General features: G+C 67.7%; 17 protein-coding genes. 5 read left to right on the top strand and 12 right to left on the bottom strand.

The features are described from left to right. Positions 1 to 2: 2 nt before the first annotated feature. From OHA10_RS23875 to leuA, 3 genes are all read right to left on the bottom strand, one after another. Positions 3 to 899, bottom strand: a complete 897-nt coding sequence (locus OHA10_RS23875) for an ABC transporter permease (RefSeq protein WP_371400988.1) — start codon at positions 897 to 899, stop codon at positions 3 to 5. A 4-nt stretch (positions 900 to 903) separates the two neighbouring features. Next, the gene (locus OHA10_RS23870) at positions 904 to 1878 is read right to left on the bottom strand and encodes an ABC transporter permease (RefSeq protein ID WP_371400987.1); all 975 of its coding nucleotides are present in this window, start codon (positions 1876 to 1878) and stop codon (positions 904 to 906) included. Between the two features lie 367 nt (positions 1879 to 2245). Then, positions 2246 to 3919, bottom strand: a complete 1674-nt coding sequence (gene leuA, locus OHA10_RS23865; RefSeq protein WP_371407983.1) for a 2-isopropylmalate synthase — start codon at positions 3917 to 3919, stop codon at positions 2246 to 2248. Positions 3920 to 4310: 391 nt separating this feature from the next. Between leuA and OHA10_RS23860 the strand changes: the two genes are divergently transcribed. The 3 genes from OHA10_RS23860 to OHA10_RS23850 are packed head-to-tail and all read left to right on the top strand — an operon-like array spanning position 4311 to position 6156. Continuing rightward, positions 4311 to 5069 carry a hypothetical protein gene (locus OHA10_RS23860; protein WP_371400986.1) on the top strand — a complete coding sequence of 253 codons (759 nt, stop codon included), beginning with the start codon at positions 4311 to 4313 and terminating at the stop codon, positions 5067 to 5069. After that, positions 5069 to 5722: an alpha/beta fold hydrolase gene (locus OHA10_RS23855; protein ID WP_371400985.1), complete on the top strand. Its 654-nt coding sequence runs from the start codon at positions 5069 to 5071 to the stop codon at positions 5720 to 5722. Before OHA10_RS23860 ends, OHA10_RS23855 begins: the two co-directional genes overlap by 1 nt. Before the next feature lie 17 nt (positions 5723 to 5739). After that, positions 5740 to 6156: a PPOX class F420-dependent oxidoreductase gene (locus OHA10_RS23850; RefSeq protein ID WP_371400984.1), complete on the top strand. Its 417-nt coding sequence runs from the start codon at positions 5740 to 5742 to the stop codon at positions 6154 to 6156. On the opposite strand, the gene OHA10_RS23845 is transcribed toward OHA10_RS23850, so the two are convergent. Then, positions 6146 to 7120, bottom strand: coding sequence for a cupin domain-containing protein (locus tag OHA10_RS23845; protein ID WP_371400983.1), 975 nt, complete (start codon positions 7118 to 7120; stop codon positions 6146 to 6148). The two genes, OHA10_RS23850 and OHA10_RS23845, sit on opposite strands and share 11 nt — an antisense overlap. Positions 7121 to 7193: 73 nt before the next feature. Between OHA10_RS23845 and OHA10_RS23840 the strand changes: the two genes are divergently transcribed. After that, positions 7194 to 8177: an oxidoreductase gene (locus OHA10_RS23840; RefSeq protein ID WP_371400982.1), complete on the top strand. Its 984-nt coding sequence runs from the start codon at positions 7194 to 7196 to the stop codon at positions 8175 to 8177. 41 nt (positions 8178 to 8218) lie between these two features. Further along, a complete protein-coding gene (locus tag OHA10_RS23835) occupies positions 8219 to 9208 on the top strand; it encodes a GNAT family N-acetyltransferase (protein ID WP_371400981.1) in 990 nt (329 codons plus the stop codon). A gap of 90 nt (positions 9209 to 9298) precedes the next feature. On the opposite strand, the gene OHA10_RS23830 is transcribed toward OHA10_RS23835, so the two are convergent. From OHA10_RS23830 to OHA10_RS23795, 8 genes are all read right to left on the bottom strand, one after another. Then, positions 9299 to 10252 carry a hypothetical protein gene (locus tag OHA10_RS23830; protein WP_371400980.1) on the bottom strand — a complete coding sequence of 318 codons (954 nt, stop codon included), beginning with the start codon at positions 10250 to 10252 and terminating at the stop codon, positions 9299 to 9301. A 116-nt stretch (positions 10253 to 10368) separates the two neighbouring features. Next, the gene (locus OHA10_RS23825; RefSeq protein ID WP_371400979.1) at positions 10369 to 11037 is read right to left on the bottom strand and encodes a GNAT family N-acetyltransferase; all 669 of its coding nucleotides are present in this window, start codon (positions 11035 to 11037) and stop codon (positions 10369 to 10371) included. Further along, positions 11037 to 11966 carry a GTPase Era gene (gene era, locus OHA10_RS23820; protein WP_371400978.1) on the bottom strand — a complete coding sequence of 310 codons (930 nt, stop codon included), beginning with the start codon at positions 11964 to 11966 and terminating at the stop codon, positions 11037 to 11039. Before era ends, OHA10_RS23825 begins: the two co-directional genes overlap by 1 nt. Continuing rightward, entirely contained in the window at positions 11950 to 12282 is a 333-nt protein-coding gene (locus tag OHA10_RS23815) for a cytidine deaminase (protein WP_371400977.1), read from the bottom strand. Before OHA10_RS23815 ends, era begins: the two co-directional genes overlap by 17 nt. A 43-nt stretch (positions 12283 to 12325) precedes the next feature. Next, complete coding sequence (locus tag OHA10_RS23810; RefSeq protein ID WP_371400976.1) at positions 12326 to 13630, bottom strand: hemolysin family protein; 1305 nt, start codon at positions 13628 to 13630, stop codon at positions 12326 to 12328. A gap of 18 nt (positions 13631 to 13648) precedes the next feature. Beyond that, on the bottom strand, positions 13649 to 14128 hold the full coding sequence (ybeY, locus tag OHA10_RS23805; RefSeq protein WP_137253808.1) for an rRNA maturation RNase YbeY: 480 nt from the start codon (positions 14126 to 14128) through the stop codon (positions 13649 to 13651). After that, positions 14125 to 15051, bottom strand: a complete 927-nt coding sequence (locus OHA10_RS23800; RefSeq protein WP_371407982.1) for a PhoH family protein — start codon at positions 15049 to 15051, stop codon at positions 14125 to 14127. The genes ybeY and OHA10_RS23800 overlap by 4 nt, the downstream gene beginning before the upstream one ends. Before the next feature lie 149 nt (positions 15052 to 15200). Next, positions 15201 to 16139 (bottom strand): hypothetical protein, encoded by a 939-nt coding sequence (locus OHA10_RS23795; RefSeq protein WP_371400975.1) that lies wholly within the window; start codon positions 16137 to 16139, stop codon positions 15201 to 15203. Positions 16140 to 16183: the final 44 nt, after the last annotated feature.

Genomic DNA, 16183 nt, shown 5'->3' with positions numbered 1-16183 from the left:
CGTCACCGGTCCCGGAGACGCGGGTTGAGGATCTCTTCGAGGGATCGAGTCATCATCACCAATCCGAGCAGCAGCAGGACGATCGCGACAATCGGGCTCAGGATCCAGGCCAGACTGTTGTCGTTGAAGATCGCGCCGGCGATCCAGGCGCGGTTGAGCATGATGCCCCAGTTGGACCCGGTCAGCGGGGCGAGACCGAGCAGGTAGAGGCCGACCAGCTGGTAGATCGCGTTGGTCACGCCGATCATGAAGTTCATCAGGATGAAGCTGGCCATGTTCGGCAGGATCTCGACGAACACCACCCGGGGCGTGCCGAGATCCAGTAGCCGGGCGGCTTCGACGAACTCGCGTTCCTTCAGCGAGAACACCTGGGCCCGGACCGCACGGGTCAGGACCGGCCAGGACAGGGCGCCGACCAGCAGCGCCAGCAGGACCGGCGAGTCGAGCTTGAAGAACGCTCCGAGGACCGCGAGCAGGACGATCTGCGGGACGGTCAGGAAGACGTCGGCCAGGGTGACGACGACCGAGTCGACCCAGCCGCCGAGGTAGGCGGCCAGCGAGCCGAGCACGATCGCCAGCACGGTGGAGATCGCCGCGGCGACGAAGCCGACGAAGATCACCGTCCGGCCGCCGGCGATCATCTGGACCAGGACGTCCTTGCCCTCGTTGTCGGTGCCGAGCAGGTGGCCGGGTGAGCCAGCCGGGAGCAGGATCTCCTTGACGTTCGGCGCCACCTCGGGGGTGAAGAACGGCCCGATCGCGCTGATCAGCACCAGCAGGGCGACCAGGACGAAGCCGATGAAACCGGCCGGGCTGCGCCGCAGCGAGCTGAGGATGCCGGCGAAGCGGGAGACGCCGGTGGTCCCGACCGCGGCGACGGGGATAGTTGCTTCGGTCATCTCGTCACCCCTTGCCCTGGACCCGGATCCGCGGATCCAGCCGGCTGTAGAGAATGTCGGCGAGCAGGTTGGCCGCCACCACGGAGATCGTGACGACCAGGAAGATCCCTTGCAGTACGGCGTAGTCGCGGCCGTTGACCGCGTTGAAGAGGCTGAACCCGATGCCCTGGTAGCCGAAGATCTTCTCCACGAAGATCGACCCGCCGACGACGAATCCGAGCGAGACCGCGAGCTGGCTGAACAGCGGCAGTACAGCGTTGCGCCCGACGTACCCGTTCCTGATCCGTGAGTCGGACAGGCCGCGGGCCCGGGCGACGGTCACGTAGTCCTCACCGAGGGTCTCCACCGTGGACGACTTCATCACCAGCGCCCAGGAGCCGACCGTGGTCAGTGTGTAGGCCAGGATCGGCAGCGTCGCGTGGTAGAAGATGTCGTTCAGAAAAGCGAGGCTGAACGACGGATGCACGCCTGGTGTGTAGGAACCGCGCGCTTCGGTCAGGTTGAACCATTGCAGTTTCACCCCGAGGAAGACCACGATCAGGATCGCCAGGATGTAGTTCGGGATCGCGTGCAGCAGCGCGCCGATCGAGGTGAGCAGATGATCCAGCCAGGTCTCGCGGCGGTACGCCATGGTCATGCCTGCCGCGATGCCGATGATGAACGCGATCACCGTGGCCACGCCGACGGAGAACAGCGTCCACGGCAGGTAGGTCTTGATCACCGAGGCGACCGTCGTGCCCGGCGAGAGCGCCGAGTTGCCGAAGTCGCCGTGCAGCAGGTTCCCCATGTACGTCAGGTACTGCTGGATCAGCGGCGCGTTCGGGTCCAGGGAGAAGAGGTTCTTCGCCTGCGCGGCGGCGGCCTCGTACGAGATACCGGTCTGCGCGATCTGGGTCTGGATGTAGGTGTCGACCGGGTTACCCGGCAGCAGCCGGACCAGGAAGAACGTACCGCTGGTGACGATGAAGACGGTCAACACGGCCTTGAAGAGTCTCCGGACAAGCCAGGCGTTGAAGAAGCGCCGAACGGCCGAGGGTCTCGGTTCGACAACCGGTCCTTCGATCAGTTCCGACGCGGGTGTCTCGACCGCACCGCTCACTGCTCACCTCCACGCGACTGCCAGGGAAAGTCGGTGGCGCAGACCACTCAACAGCACGACTTAGTAACGCTGTCTTGCAAGGATCTGCGCATAGTGACGACAGTGTGCGCAACCTCAGTCATCGAGTCAACGTCTTGAGGCAACGTTGAGACAACGTTGCGGTCCGTGACGCAACGGTACCGGGGCGTACTGGAATCGCCCGCCTCTGAAACAGAGACGGGCGATTCGCCGGAAGAATGTGACGAAGTCAGCGCGTGGCGCGATTGACAGCCGAGACGACCGCCTTCAGCGAGGCAGTGAGAATGTTCGCGTCACGCCCGACACCCCAGAAAACCTCGTCGCCGACCTCACATTCGACGTACGCCGCGGCCAGCGCGTCACCGCCGGCGGAGAGCGCGTGCTCGTGGTAGTCGAGCACGCGGACGTCGTACTTCAGCGGCTTGATCGCGTCGACGAAGGCCGAGACCGGGCCGTTGCCCTCGCCAACGAGCTCGTGCGGCACGCCATTGGAATAGACCTGAACCCGGAGCTGGTCGCCCTGGCCCTCGCCGGACGTCGAGTTGACGCTCAGCAGCGACAGCTTGCCCGGCGCGAGGTACTCGGCCGCGAAGATGTCCCACATCTGCTGCGGGCCGACCTCGCCGCCCTCGTTGTCGGTGTGCTGCTGGATCACCCGGCTGAACTCGATCTGCAGCCGGCGCGGCAGGTCGAGCCGGTGCTCGGACTTCATCATGTAGGCGACGCCGCCCTTGCCGGACTGCGAGTTGACCCGGATCACGGCCTCGTAGCTGCGGCCGACGTCCTTCGGGTCGATCGGCAGGTACGGCGCCTCCCAGGCGATGTCGCCGACCGGCTTGCCCTCGGCCGCGGCCTGCTTGTCGAGCGCCTCCAGGCCCTTCTTGATCGCGTCCTGGTGCGAGCCGGAGAAAGCGGTGTAGACCAGGTCGCCGGAGTACGGCTGACGCTCGGGAACGCGCATCTGCGTGCAGTACTCGACCGTACGGCGGATCTCGTCGATGTCGGAGAAGTCGATCTGCGGGTCGATGCCCTGGCTGAACAGGTTCATCCCCAGCGTGACCAGGTCGACGTTGCCGGTGCGCTCGCCGTGCCCGAACAGGCAGCCCTCGACCCGGTCCGCGCCGGCCATCAGCGCGAGCTCGGTCGCCGCCACCGCCGTACCGCGGTCGTTGTGCGGATGCAGGCTGATCGCGCTGTGCTCACGCCGGGTCAGGTGCCGGCCGAACCACTCGATCTGGTCGGCGTAGACGTTCGGGGTGCACATCTCGACGGTGGCGGGCAGGTTCAGGATGATCTCGCGGCCCTCGGCGGGCTGCCAGACGTCGCTGACCGCCTCGCAGACCTCGAGCGCGAACTCCAGCTCGGTGCCGGTGAAGATCTCCGGGCTGTACTGGTACCCGAACTCGCAGTCGCCGAGCATCTCGTCGGCGTACTTCATCACGGTCTCGGTGCCGCGGACGGCGATGTTGCGGCACTCGGCCTTGTCGACGTTGAACACGACCCGGCGGAACAGCGGCGCGGTCGCGTTGTACAGGTGGATGGTGGCCTTCGGCGAGCCCTGCAGCGACTGCACGGTCCGCTCGATCAGCTCCTCGCGCGCCTGGGTCAGCACCGAGATCGTCACGTCGTCCGGGATCGCGTCGCCCTCGATCAGACTGCGGACGAAGTCGAAGTCGTACTGGCTGGCGCTCGGGAAGCCGACCTCGATCTCCTTGTAGCCCATCTTCACCAGCAGGTCGAACATCCGCCGCTTGCGGGCCGGCGACATCGGCTCGACCAGGGCCTGGTTGCCGTCGCGGAGGTCGGTGGACAGCCAGCGCGGGGTGTGGTCGACGGACTTGGCCGGCCAGGTGCGGTCGGGCAGGTCGATCGGCGGGAACGCGCGGTAGCGGTGGGTCGGCATACCGGACGGCTGCTGGACGGGCTTGGGCTGGTTCTTCGGTGCCACGGGGGTTCTCCTCGAGAAGCTGTCAACTGCGGGGTCGCTAGGACGACCGGCGAACGACAGAACTCCGCGGCGAGGGAACCGGCCTTAACAGGCCTCGCCGCGGCAGCGAAGGAGGAGAAGCTGGTGCCGCATGATGACAGCTACTTTATGCACAACTCCCCCGGCCCGTCGAACCGGGGGTCTCGAACGACGAGACACGAAGAGTGACGGCGCGTTCGCTGATCTCGGTCATGTCCTCGATGGTTTCCGGTCCGCGATCGCCGGACCAGGACCCGCGGGCTTTCTTCAGCCGATCCACAGGTCCTGAGTAGACATCGTCTACCGACGTCGTGTAGACACTGTCTACGTGATCGCTCTCGGGTTGCTGACTGCCTCTGCCGGCTGTCATGCGGCGTGGAACCTGCTGCTGAAGAAGGGCGGTCTGGGCGGTCCGGCATTCGTCTGGATGTGCGGCCTGTTGACGCTGCCGATCTCGGTCGTGCTGCTCGGCCGCGGATCGGCTGCGTGGTGGGCCGGCGTCGTGAGCATGGCTCTGCACACGACGTACGCGGTCACGCTGCAGAGGGCGTACCGCGGCGGCGCGTTCTCGACTGTCTATTCGGTGAGTCGTGGGACCGCTCCGGCGTTGGTGGCGGTCGCGAGTCTGGGTGGTTGGCACGTGTACGGCGGGGCGGCGCTGGTGCTGGCGGGCGTGTTGCTGATGGAGCGGCCGCGGTCAGGCAACGGCGTCGGGCTCGGGTTGGCGGTAGCGGCATGTACGGCGGCATACACGCTCTGGGATGGGTTCGCAGTCCGCTCGCTGCACGTCGACCTGCTGAAGTATCTGGCGGTGGCCAACGTGGCGCAGGTTGTCGCGCTGTCGCCGATGGCGCGGCGGAGTGAACTGCGGAACTGGCGGAGGGCGTTGCCGATCGCCGCGCTGATGCCGGCGAGCTACGGGTTGGTGCTGCTGGCGCTGTCGTACGCGTCGGTCGGGACGGTTGCGATCGGGCGGACGTTGAACGTCGTTGCCGGCGCGGTGCTTGGTGCGGTAGTGCTTTGTGAACGGCCTCGGATCGGAGGGTTGGTTGTGATCACGACCGGCGTTGTGCTGGTGAGTGTCTGATGAAGGAGCTGGTGTGTTTGCACGCCGGCACGAGCGGGCCGTCGACCTGGGACCGATTCGTGCCCACCTTCGAGGAGTTGGGCTATCGGGTGCACTGCCCGACGTTGCTCGGCCATGGGAGCGCGCCGCGGCGGCGACCGTACCGGCTCGATGACTTCCGCGATCAGGTGCTGCGTGAGTTCGACGGGCCGATCACGCTCGTGGGCAACTCGCTCGGGGCGTTCGTGGCGAGCGCGGTGGCGGCGGCCGAGCCGGATCGCGTCGAGCGGCTGGTGCTCGAGGAGCTGCCGGTGCCACCGCGGGATCCGCACGACAGCGGCCCGACGCACCTGCCGATGCCGGCCGCTGCTCTGCTGCTGGCGGGTTGGCTCACCCGGCGGCGATCCGATCCGGTGTTGTTGCGCGACGTGATCGCGGACCTCCGTCGACCGAACCCGTCCTGGTGGGCCGGGTTACGCACGGTGCAGGCGCCGACGCTGCTGCTCGCCGGCGGACCCAGGAGCCATCTCGACCAGACCCGGTTCGACCTCGTCGCGAAAACGATGCCAACAGCAACAGTTGCCACGATCGAGGCCGGCCACCGGATCCACAGCACAGCACCGGACCGCTGGCTGGACGTCGTACGCACCTTCCTTGCCTTCAAGGGCGCTTGAAATTTTACGCTGTTGGTATGACGGAATCCCTCCTCGACCGGATCGGCACACATGGGCTCGGCGTGCTGGTCACCATCAAGCGTGACGGGCGCCCGCAGCTGTCCAATGTCACGTATGTCTTCGACGGCACCCGGGTGCGCGTCTCGCTCACCGACGGCCGCGCGAAGACGAAGAACCTCCGCCGCGACCCGCGCGCGAGCTTGTACGTCGACGGGCCGCGCGGCCGCACGTACGTCGTACTGGAAGGCAGGGCCGAGCTCAGTCCGGTTGCCGCCGATCCGTACGACGCGGTTGTCGAGGACCTGGTCGACTACTACCGGACCGCGTCGGGCGAACACCCGGACTGGGACGAGTACCGCGAGGTGATGGTCAAGGACAAGCGACTGATGCTCTCGATGACGATCGACCACGCGTACGGGATGCCTAAGCCGTAGCTTCCGCCGCCTCGGGGGCCGCCCGGGTCGCCCGCGCTGCCTCGCGGTAGCGCCGGGGTGCGACGCCGTTGACGCGTTTGAAGGCGTTGCTGAACGCGCTGTCGGAGGTGTAGCCGAGCGAATGCGCGAGGGCGGACAGCGACTGATCGTCGTCGCGCAGGGCTCGCTCGGCGAGCCGCATCCGCCAGTTGAGCAGATACGTGAGCGGCGGTACGCCGGCCACGGAGCGGAAGCGCTCGGCGAACGTCGTACGCGACATCGCGGCGGACCGGGCGAGTTCGTCGAGCTGCCACGCCCGGCCGGGCTGGTCGTGCATCAGGCGCAGGGCCGGGGCGATGCGCTCGTCCGCGATCGCGCGCAGCCAGCCGACCGGGAGGTCCTCGGCCTGGGCGAGGCAGGCACGGAGCGCCTCGAGGAAGAGCAGGTGTGCGACGTCGTCGGCGGCCAGGCTCGCACCGAGTTCGTCGGTCGTTGCTTCGTGCAACAACCGGTTGAGCAGCCAGTGGAAGGTCGCCGACTGCTCGTCGGTGGCACGGAGGTGGATCACCGGTGGCAGGGCGCGCATCAGCAGTTCTTCGCCGGTGCGGTTGAGGCTGACGTGGCCGCCGACACCGACCACCCGCGGGCCTACGCCGGTGAGCGTGCCACTGCCGAAGCGGGCGATGGGGCCGCCGGTGGCGCCGAACGCGGCGACCGCGTCCTCGAGCGGTACGGCGTCGGAGTTGCCCTTCACGAACTCGTGCCGGCCGTCGAACAGCACGACATCACCCGGCTCCAGCTCGATGCGACCGGTGGCCGACTCGTCGTCGAAGTCGATCCAGCAGGTGCCCTCGACCGCGGCGGTGAACTTGAGCCGGTTCGTCGCCGGGTAGCGCAGCGCCCACTCCCCGATCGCCTCGAACCCGCGCGAGACGTGGCAGTGTGCCTCGGTCAGCGCGAGAGTGTCGGTGAGCGGATCGGCCATATTCGTACTATCGCGCAAGTTGTCGGCACTCTCAAGCATTCTGCGTCCGGGTGGCCGGATCTAGCGTTGAAGCATGCAAACACCAACGGGATCTGGATTCACCGCCGCGTCGACGACGTACGACGTGATGGAAGGCATCGACCTGCACGGCAAGGTCGCGATCGTCACGGGCGGGTACTCCGGACTGGGCAAGGAGACCGTCCGCGCGTTCCGATCCGCGGGGGCCGAGGTCATCGTGCCGGCGCGTGATGTCGCGCGGGCGACCGGCGAGCTGGCGGACATCGACGGCATTGTCGTCGAGGAGCTGGATCTGCTCGATCCGGCGACCATCGATGCCTTCGCGGACCGGTTCCTGGCGAGCGGACGGGCGCTGCACATCCTGGTGAACAGTGCGGGGATCATGGCGAACCCGCTGACCCGGGACGCGCGCGGGTACGAGTCGCAGCTCGCGACGAATCACCTCGGACATTTCCAGCTCACGACGCGGTTGCTGCCGGCATTGCGGCGAGCCGGTGGCGCGCGAGTGGTCGCGGTGTCGTCGCGCGGGCATCGGTACAGCGCAGTCGATTTCGACGACCCGAACTTCGAGCATCGCGAGTACGCGCCGTACTCGGCGTACGGGCAGTCGAAGACCGCCAACGTGTTGTTCGCGGTCGAGCTGGACGAGCGGGAACGGTCGCACGGGATCCGGGCGTTCGCCGTACATCCGGGCAGCATCATCACGCATCTGGCCCGGTACTCGAACCGCGAGACGTTGCGCGAGGGCGGGTTCCTGGACGAGAACTACGAGCCGATCATCGATCCGGAGCGCGGGCTGAAGACGGTCGAGCAGGGCGCGGCGACGCAGGTCTGGTGCGCGGTCAGCCCGCAGCTCGAAGGGTACGGCGGGGTGTACTGCGAGGACGTCGACATCGCCGGGGTGCACGCGTCCGAGGTACCGGACACGGACGTGCTGGCCGTGACGCCGGGCGCGTTCGGCGTACTGCCGTATGCGATCGACCCGGAGAACGCGCGGCGGTTGTGGAAGCTCAGCGAGGAACTTCTCGACCGCGGATAAACCAGTCGCGGTAAACCGCTCGCTCAGTGGACGCTGGGCCTGTGGAGATCACCAGACTGTCCCCCGACGACGAAGCCGGATGCGCCGAGGCCGTTGCGCTGAAGAGCGCGGGCCTCAAACTCGACTGCCCGGAGATGCTGGAGCCGACGGCGCGCGGTTACGCCAACATGCTCCGCTACGGGTGGGACATGGAGCCCGAGTACGCCTATCTCGCGCGGGAGGCCGACGGGACCGCCGTCGGACTGCTGGCCGTGGGCGTCAACACCTACGACAACACGAACCAGATCTGGATCGACGTCGACGTCCATCCGGATCATCGTGGGCGCGGCGTGGGGTCGGCGCTGGTCGAGTACGCCGAGGGGTTCGCCCGTGAGCTGGGCCGGGACACGGTGGGCTACGGCTGCATCGACCTGCCGAAGGCGGACGCGTTCGCGCGCCGGCACGGGTTCGTCCAGAAGGCGATCGAGGTGAACCGTCGCCAGGACCTGACCGGGCTGGACTGGGACGTGGTGCAGGGCCTGTACGACGACGCGGTCGCCGCATCGACGTCGTACGAGCTCACCAAGCTGACCGGGCCGCTGCCGGAGGAGCTGCTGGAGGACATGGTCACGCTGACCGCCTCCATCAACGACGCCCCGAAGGACGACCTCGACATGGAGGACGACGTCTACAGCCCCGCACGGCTGCGGGCGTACGAAGAGGCGCAGTCCAGGAGCGACCACACCATCTACCGAGTGATCGCCCGCGAGAAGACCACCGGCGCCCTCGCCGGCCACACAGTCATCTCCGTCGAGCGTGAACGCCCCCACATCGGCGAACAACACGACACCGCCGTGGACCGAGCCCACCGAGGCCACCGCCTCGGCGCCCTGGTCAAGTCCGCCATGCTCCTCTGGCTCCGCGAGGCCGAGCCCGCGCTGACCCAGGTGGACACCTGGAACGCGGAGTCCAACAACCACATGATCAGCATCAACGAGCAGCTCAACTACAAGATCGTGGCGCGCATCCTGGCGTACCAGAAGAAGATCTGAAGCAGACCGGGGGCGCCGCAACCAGCGGCGCCCCCGGCTTCTACTGCTGACAGTACTGCTGAAAGTACTGCTGAAAGTACTGCTGAAAGGTCACTCGCCGACGAGCTGGTTCCAGTGGCCGGTGACCGAGAAGATGCCGGTGCCCGGGATGGTGCCGCCGGTGACCCGGCCGTAGGAGGTGACGGCCGTCGCCGAGCCGTTGAACTTGCTCATCGCGTACTGGTACGCCGAGTCGGTGTCGTTGTCGAAACCGGTCACCAGCGTGCCGCCCTTCACACCGCACTCCCTGGCAGCCAGCGACTCGTACGCCGCGAAGCCCGAGCTCCGGACCAGCTTCAGGACCGGCTTGGTCGAGGCCGCGGCCGGGATCCGGACCGTCCAGAGCGCGCCCGCCTTGGTGGTCATCAGAAGCGTGTCGTAGGTCGGGGTCTCGGAGATCACGGTCATCGCCTTGAAGCCCTTGAAGCCGGCGAAGTGGCCGAGTGCCCGGAACGTGGCGCCGGACGCCGCGTAGCGGTAGAGGCTGCCGTTGGTGCTCAGGCCGTACAGGTACGAGCGGTTCGGCGCGGTGATGGCGTAGTTCGATGTCACGAGCTGGGTGAAGCTGGTCCAGCCGGAGCCGATCCGTGCGTACGTCGGCCGCGCGTTGTCGGTGTCGAAGTAGGTGACACCGCGGTACAGCGTGCCGTTCTGCACGAACAGGCTGTGGTAGTAGAAGTGCGCGTCGGTCTGCACGCCGTACCACGTCGTGTTGAGCCGCGTGCCGACGAACGGGAACTCCGCGAAGAACTCACCGCGCGGCGGCTTGCCCGGCGTGACGAGTGCGTCGTTGATCCCCGGCGTCGGGGTGTTGAAGCCGACATCCTGCACGCATCCCCCGGAGGCGAGCTTGGTGTTCGGCGTGGTCTTCAGGTTGCCCTTGGCCGCGTGGGCGATCGCGGGCGTCGGGTTGGACCGGACGGCGGCGGTGGCCGGGACAGCGGCAGCCGTGGCGGCAAGCATGCCGACCCCGGCCAGGGCAAGCGCGAAGCGCTGCAGTTTCATTCTGGGAGTCCCCCTCAGGACATGAGCGACCTCGATGGGCCTCGAGATCGTGCGCGAGCATAGCCTGCGCGGGGGACGAACGCGCCTCGATTGCACGTTGTTGCAACGGTTCCAGGCTAGACCGCCTGGACCACTGTGACCTTCATCTCGTTGGAGAGGCTGAAACCCAGCGAACGGTACAGCCGGATCGCGCCGCTGTTGGTGCCGCCGGTGTGCAGGAACGGGGTTCGCCCGGTCGACTCGATGCGGTGGGCAACGGCTCGGATCAGCCGGCTCGCGAGGCCCTGGCCCTGGTAGGACGGGTGGGTGCAGACGGCGCTGATCTCGGTGTGGTGCGGTAGTGCGAAGCGGGTGCCGGCCATCGCGATCAGTTCGCCGTTGCGGCGGATGCCCAGGTAGGTGCCCAGCTCGATCGTGCGGCTGCGGAAGGGGCCGGGGTCGGTGCGGGCCACCAGGGCGAGCATTTCGGCGACGTCGTTGGCTGCGAGCACGATCGCCTCGTCGTCGGGCGCCGCGAGGCCGTCGGGTGCGACGAACTGGACCAGATCGAACTGCCGATCGAGCTTGAAGGACTCGGGAACGGCGAATTCCGGCCGCATCAGGGCGCCCGTCGTGCCGGGGCCGAGCAGCGTGGCTGCGTCGGTCCAGTCCTCGGCGGTGGGGTCCTCGGGGAGGGCGAGGAACGGGGCAACGGCCGAGGGGTAGCGGCGGGCGTTGCCGCCGACCTCGGCGAGGTGGGCGTGCGGGCCGGTGAGGGCGGCGTACACGGGGTTCCGGAGGCTCATCAGAATCCCAGTTTGCGCAGGTTCTTCGCGTCTGTCTGCCAGTTTTTGGCGATCTTGACGTGCAGGTCGAGGTACACCGGCGTACCGAGCAAGGCCTCGATCTGCTTGCGGGCCGCCGCGCCGACCTCGCGCAGCCGGGCGCCCTTGTGGCCGATCACGATGCCCTTCTGGCTCTCCCGCTCGAGGAAGATGTTCGCGTAGATGTCCAGCAGCGGCTTGTCCTCGGGACGGTCCTCGCGCAGGTTCATCTCGTCGATGGTGACGGCGATCGAGTGCGGCAGCTCGTCCCGGACGCCTTCCAGCGCGGCCTCGCGGATCAGCTCGGCGACGAGCGTCTCCTCGGGTTCGTCGGTGATGTCGCCGTCCGGGTACAGCGGGAAGCCGTCCGGCAGCAGCTTGACGAGCTCATCGGCGACCACGTCGACCTGGTAGCCGGAGGTCGCGGACACCGGCACGATCGCGGCCCACTCGATCCCGGCGGACTCTCCCAGGGCCTGGATCTCGGCCAGGTGCTCGACCATCCGATCCGGCTCGACCAGATCCGCCTTGGTGGCGAGCGCGACCTTCGGCGTCTTCGCGACCTTCGCCGCCTCGCTGACCAGGAACCGGTCGCCGGGACCGATCTTGTCGCTGGCCGGCAGGCAGACCGCGATCACGTCGACCTCGGCCCAGGTGGTCTTGACCAGGTCGTTCAGTCGCTCGCCGAGCAGCGTGCGCGGCTTGTGCAGCCCGGGGGTGTCGACCAGGATCAGCTGCGCGTCCGGCCGGTGCACGATGCCACGGACGGCGTGCCGCGTGGTCTGCGGCTTGGACGAGGTGATGACGATTTTCTGACCCACCAGCGCATTGGTCAGCGTGGACTTGCCGGCGTTGGGCCGACCCACGAAGCAGGCGAACCCTGCCTTGAAGTTCTCAGGTGTGGACGACATCGCGAACCTCTCCGGTGCCAAGAGCAAGTACTACGGGAATGTTGGCGCCGGCGAAATGCCGTACGACGTTCACATCGAGCGACTCGGCCTCCGTGACGACCGCGGCGGCCTCCAGACCCTTCACCCCGGACGCGAGCGCCATCGCCACGGCCAGCTGCAGCGCGCTCAGCTCGACGGTGTCGAGCGCGACCGTGCAGGCGGCGTACGTGCGTCCGTCGGAGTCGCGGACGGCGGCTCCTTCTGCGGCCCGGGTCCGGGCTCGGGCAGCGCGGGCGAGCGTGACGAGTTTGGCGTCCTCGGCCGAGAGGTCTGACAAGAAGTGCTCCAAAGGAAGGAAGGAGGGACGGGGTGGTGGCCGGCTAGGCGTGCTGGTGGTTCTGGTCCTGGGGCGCGGGAGTGGGCTCCTCGCGTCGTACCAGAACCGTACCTACCTGGTTGCGGCGACCGGACGGCCGCTCCGCCGTCAGCGACAGGCCCTCGATCGCGACCTCGGCGCCGGGGATCGGCACTTTGCCGAGCAGCTTGGCCATCAGACCGCCGACCGTGTCCACATCGTCGTCGTCCAGCGGTACGCCGAACAGCTCGCCGAGCTCGTCGATCGGCAGCCGGCTGGACACCCGGTACGAGCCGTCGGACAGCTCCTGCACCGAGTCCGGGTCCTCGTCGTACTCGTCGGTGATCTCGCCGACGATCTCCTCGAGGATGTCCTCGATCGCGACGAGTCCCGCCGTACCGCCGTATTCGTCGACGACGATCGCCAGGTGCATCCGGGCCGCCTGCATCTCGCGCAGCAGCTCGTCCACGGGCTTGGAGTCCGGGACGTACATACACGGCCGCATCACCGACTCGACCCGTTCGGTCGACTCGGCCTGCGCGTTGTCGTAGACGCGGCGCATCACGTCCTTGAGGTAGACGACGCCGAGGATGTCGTCGAGCGACTCACCGATCACCGGGATCCGCGAGTAGCCCGAGCGCAGCGCCAGCGAGGTGAGCTGGCGGAGCTTCTTGTGCTTCTCGATGTAGACCATGTCGGTCCGCGGCACCATCACCTCGCGGACGATCGTGTCGCCGAGCTCGAACACCGAGTGGATCATCTGCCGCTCGCCGGACTCGATCACCGCGGACTTCTCCGCGTAGTCGACCAGCGCCCGCAGCTCGGCCTCGGTCGCGAACGGGCCCTCGGCGAACCCCTTGCCCGGGGTCAGCGCGTTGCCGATCAGGATCAGGAACTTCGGCAGCGGGCCGAGGATCTTGGTCAGCGCCATCACCGGACCGGCCGAGATGATCGCGAACCGGTCCGAGTGCTGCCGGCCCAGCGTCCGCGGCGCGACCCCGATGATCACGTACGAGACCAGCACCATCACCACGGCGGTGATCAGGATGTGTTCCCAGGTCACCGACAGGACTTCGGACAGCGCCTGGGTGACCAGCACGATCGCGGTGATCTCGCAGATCAGCCGGAGGAGCAGCAGCGAGTTCAGGTACCGCGGGGCGTCGGACAGCAGGTCCCGCAGCCGGACGGCCCGCAGGTTGCCCAGCTCGACCTGCTCGTTCGCGCGCACCTTCGAGTACGACGACAGCGCTGCCTCGGCGCCGGCGAACAGACCGGCGAGCAGGACGAGCACCGCAGCCACAACCAGGAGAACGAGGTCGTGGGAGGTCACCGCAACGTCACTCCTGCCTCAGACACTCTCGAGCCGGTTCCCAGGTGCCCGCCATGCTTCCAGCAGGCGGCCCTGGATGTCCCACATCTCCGCTTTCTCGGCGGGTTCCGCGTGGTCGTACCCGAGCAGGTGCAGGATGCCGTGCACCGTCAGCAGCTCCAGCTCGGCCCAGGTGCCGTGGCCGGCCTTCGCGCCCTGCGCGGCCGCGACGGTCGGGCAGAGCGCGATGTCGCCGAGATGACCGAGCGGCAGGTCGCCGTCGTCATCGTCGGACGGACCGGGCCGCAGCTCGTCCATCGGCCAGGACATCACGTCGGTCGGACCCGGCAGGTCCAGGAACTCGACGTGATACCGCGCCATGGTGTCCTCGTCGACCAGCTTGATCGACAGCTCACACTCCGGGTGCAGCCGCAGGGACGACATCACGAACCGGCTGAGCCGCATCAGTCCGTGGGCGTCGATCTCGACTCCGGACTCGTTGTTGACCTCGACGTTCATCGGTGGTTGTCAGCACTACCTTCATAGTTTTCGTACGCCGAGACGATCCGGCCGACGAGCTTGTGCCGGACCACGTCGTGCGAGGTCAGCCGGCAGAACGTCAGGTCCTGAACACCCTCGAGGATGTCCTGGACCACCCGCAGGCCCGAATTCGTCCCGGTCGGCAGGTCGACCTGGGTGACGTCGCCGGTGACGACCATCTTCGACCCGAAACCGAGCCGGGTGAGGAACATCTTCATCTGCTCGGGCGAGGTGTTCTGCGCCTCGTCGAGGATGATGTAGGCGTCGTTCAGCGTCCGGCCGCGCATGTAGGCCAGCGGCGCGATCTCGATCGTGCCGGCCGTCATCAGCCGCGGGATCGACTCCGGGTCGAGCATGTCGTGCAGGGCGTCGTACAGCGGGCGCAGGTACGGGTCGATCTTCTCCGACAGCGTGCCGGGCAGGAACCCGAGCCGCTCACCGGCCTCGACGGCCGGCCGGGTCAGGATGATCCGGGTGACCTCCTTGGCCTGCAGCGCCTGGACCGCCTTGGCGACGGCCAGGTAGGTCTTGCCGGTACCGGCCGGGCCGATACCGAAGACGATCGTGTTCTTGTCGATCGCGTCGACGTACCGCTTCTGGTTCAGCGTCTTCGGGCGGATCGTGCGGCCGCGGCTGGACAGGATGTTCTGCGTCAGCACGTCGGCCGGGCTCTCGGCGGTGGCCTGCTTGATCATCGCGATGCTGCGCTCGACCGAGTCGGCGGTCAGCCCGTGCCCGGTCCGGATCACCGCGATCAGCTCGTCGATCAGCCGCTCGGCCAGGGCCAGTTCGGCCGGCTCACCGTTGAGTGTGATCTCGTTGCCACGGACCATGATGTCCGCGGCGAACTCCTTCTCGACGATGCGGAGGAACTCGTCCCGGGCTCCGAGCAGGGCCACCATGTCGATGCTGTTCGGCACGACGATCTTGTGCGACGCCTGCGCGCTGGCGGCTGCGCCGGCAACTGTGCCGTTCTGGCGCGCCTCCGGTTCGATACTGCGTGGCCTGGACAGGCTCTTCCTCCTGAGTACTGGTGATGTGACCTCCCATGCTAGCCGCCCCGTCCGACACCCTCACTCGTAATTCCCCGGGACACGCTCCCCGGGCGCCTCTCGGAGGCCGCCGGTTGCGTGCCCGCGCGACCCGGTGCGGCATTCGGGGCCAGTACGCCGCTCAGCCGGTCCAGCTCGGTCTGCGCCCGTTCCAGTCCCATCCGGCGGTCCCGCTCGGCGGCCCATTCGCGGGTCGGATGCAGGTTCACCACGACCCCGGCCGGCGACGGGCGCAGCATCTCGATCAGGTCGTGGCGCCGGTACCGATCGGCTACGTCCGGCGCCTTGTTGCGGTTGCGCTCGTAGCTGCGCAGCATCCGGTACGTCGCCTCGATCGCGGCCCGCGTCGACCCCGACGTCACAGGCGGCTTGTCGAACTCGTCGGAGTGCGTGTTCTGCCCGTCGTCGATCCCGACCGAATGGACGGGCGTGAACACGTGCAGCGATTGCACTCGCGCGGCCGGATCGCCGTCGTACACGGAGTCCTCGCGCCAGGCATGTGCCCCGGAGTAGCTGTCCTGCAAGGCGTGCGCGGCCGCGCCGAGGTACCTGAACTCGGCATCGCCCGACGCGTGCGCGGTCGCGAGCTGGCCGAAGACGTACTCGGTGTTCGTCGCGAAGTTGTCCCAGCCCTTGCGGAACGGGTCGGCCATGAAGTGCTCGCGCTGCACGTTCGGATTCGCGTACGCCGAGTGCGCGGTCGGGCCGGGACCGGCGTACGCGAAGGACAACCCGGTGCCGGCGTAGTTGTCGATCCGGCCGGCGCCGAGCGGGCGGTCCTGATACGCCTGGGCCTTGTCCAGCGCGACGGCGTACTCGTCCTGCCGCAGGCCGTGGATCGTCGCGTCCGGCTCGGCCAGGTGCTGGTAGAGCCGCGTGACCGCGGCGTAGGTGATGTCGTGATGGCCCGACCACCGACCGTCACCGCGCTGCCTCATCCCCTCAGATTGCCATCGGATCGGGCCATTCTGTTGTCAACCTG

Origin of the sequence: Kribbella sp. NBC_00662 (assembly GCF_041430295.1) — a bacterium.
GTDB lineage: Bacteria > Actinomycetota > Actinomycetes > Propionibacteriales > Kribbellaceae > Kribbella.
Note: the sequence above shows the minus strand (reverse complement) of the source record. Positions and strands in the feature narration are given on the sequence as shown.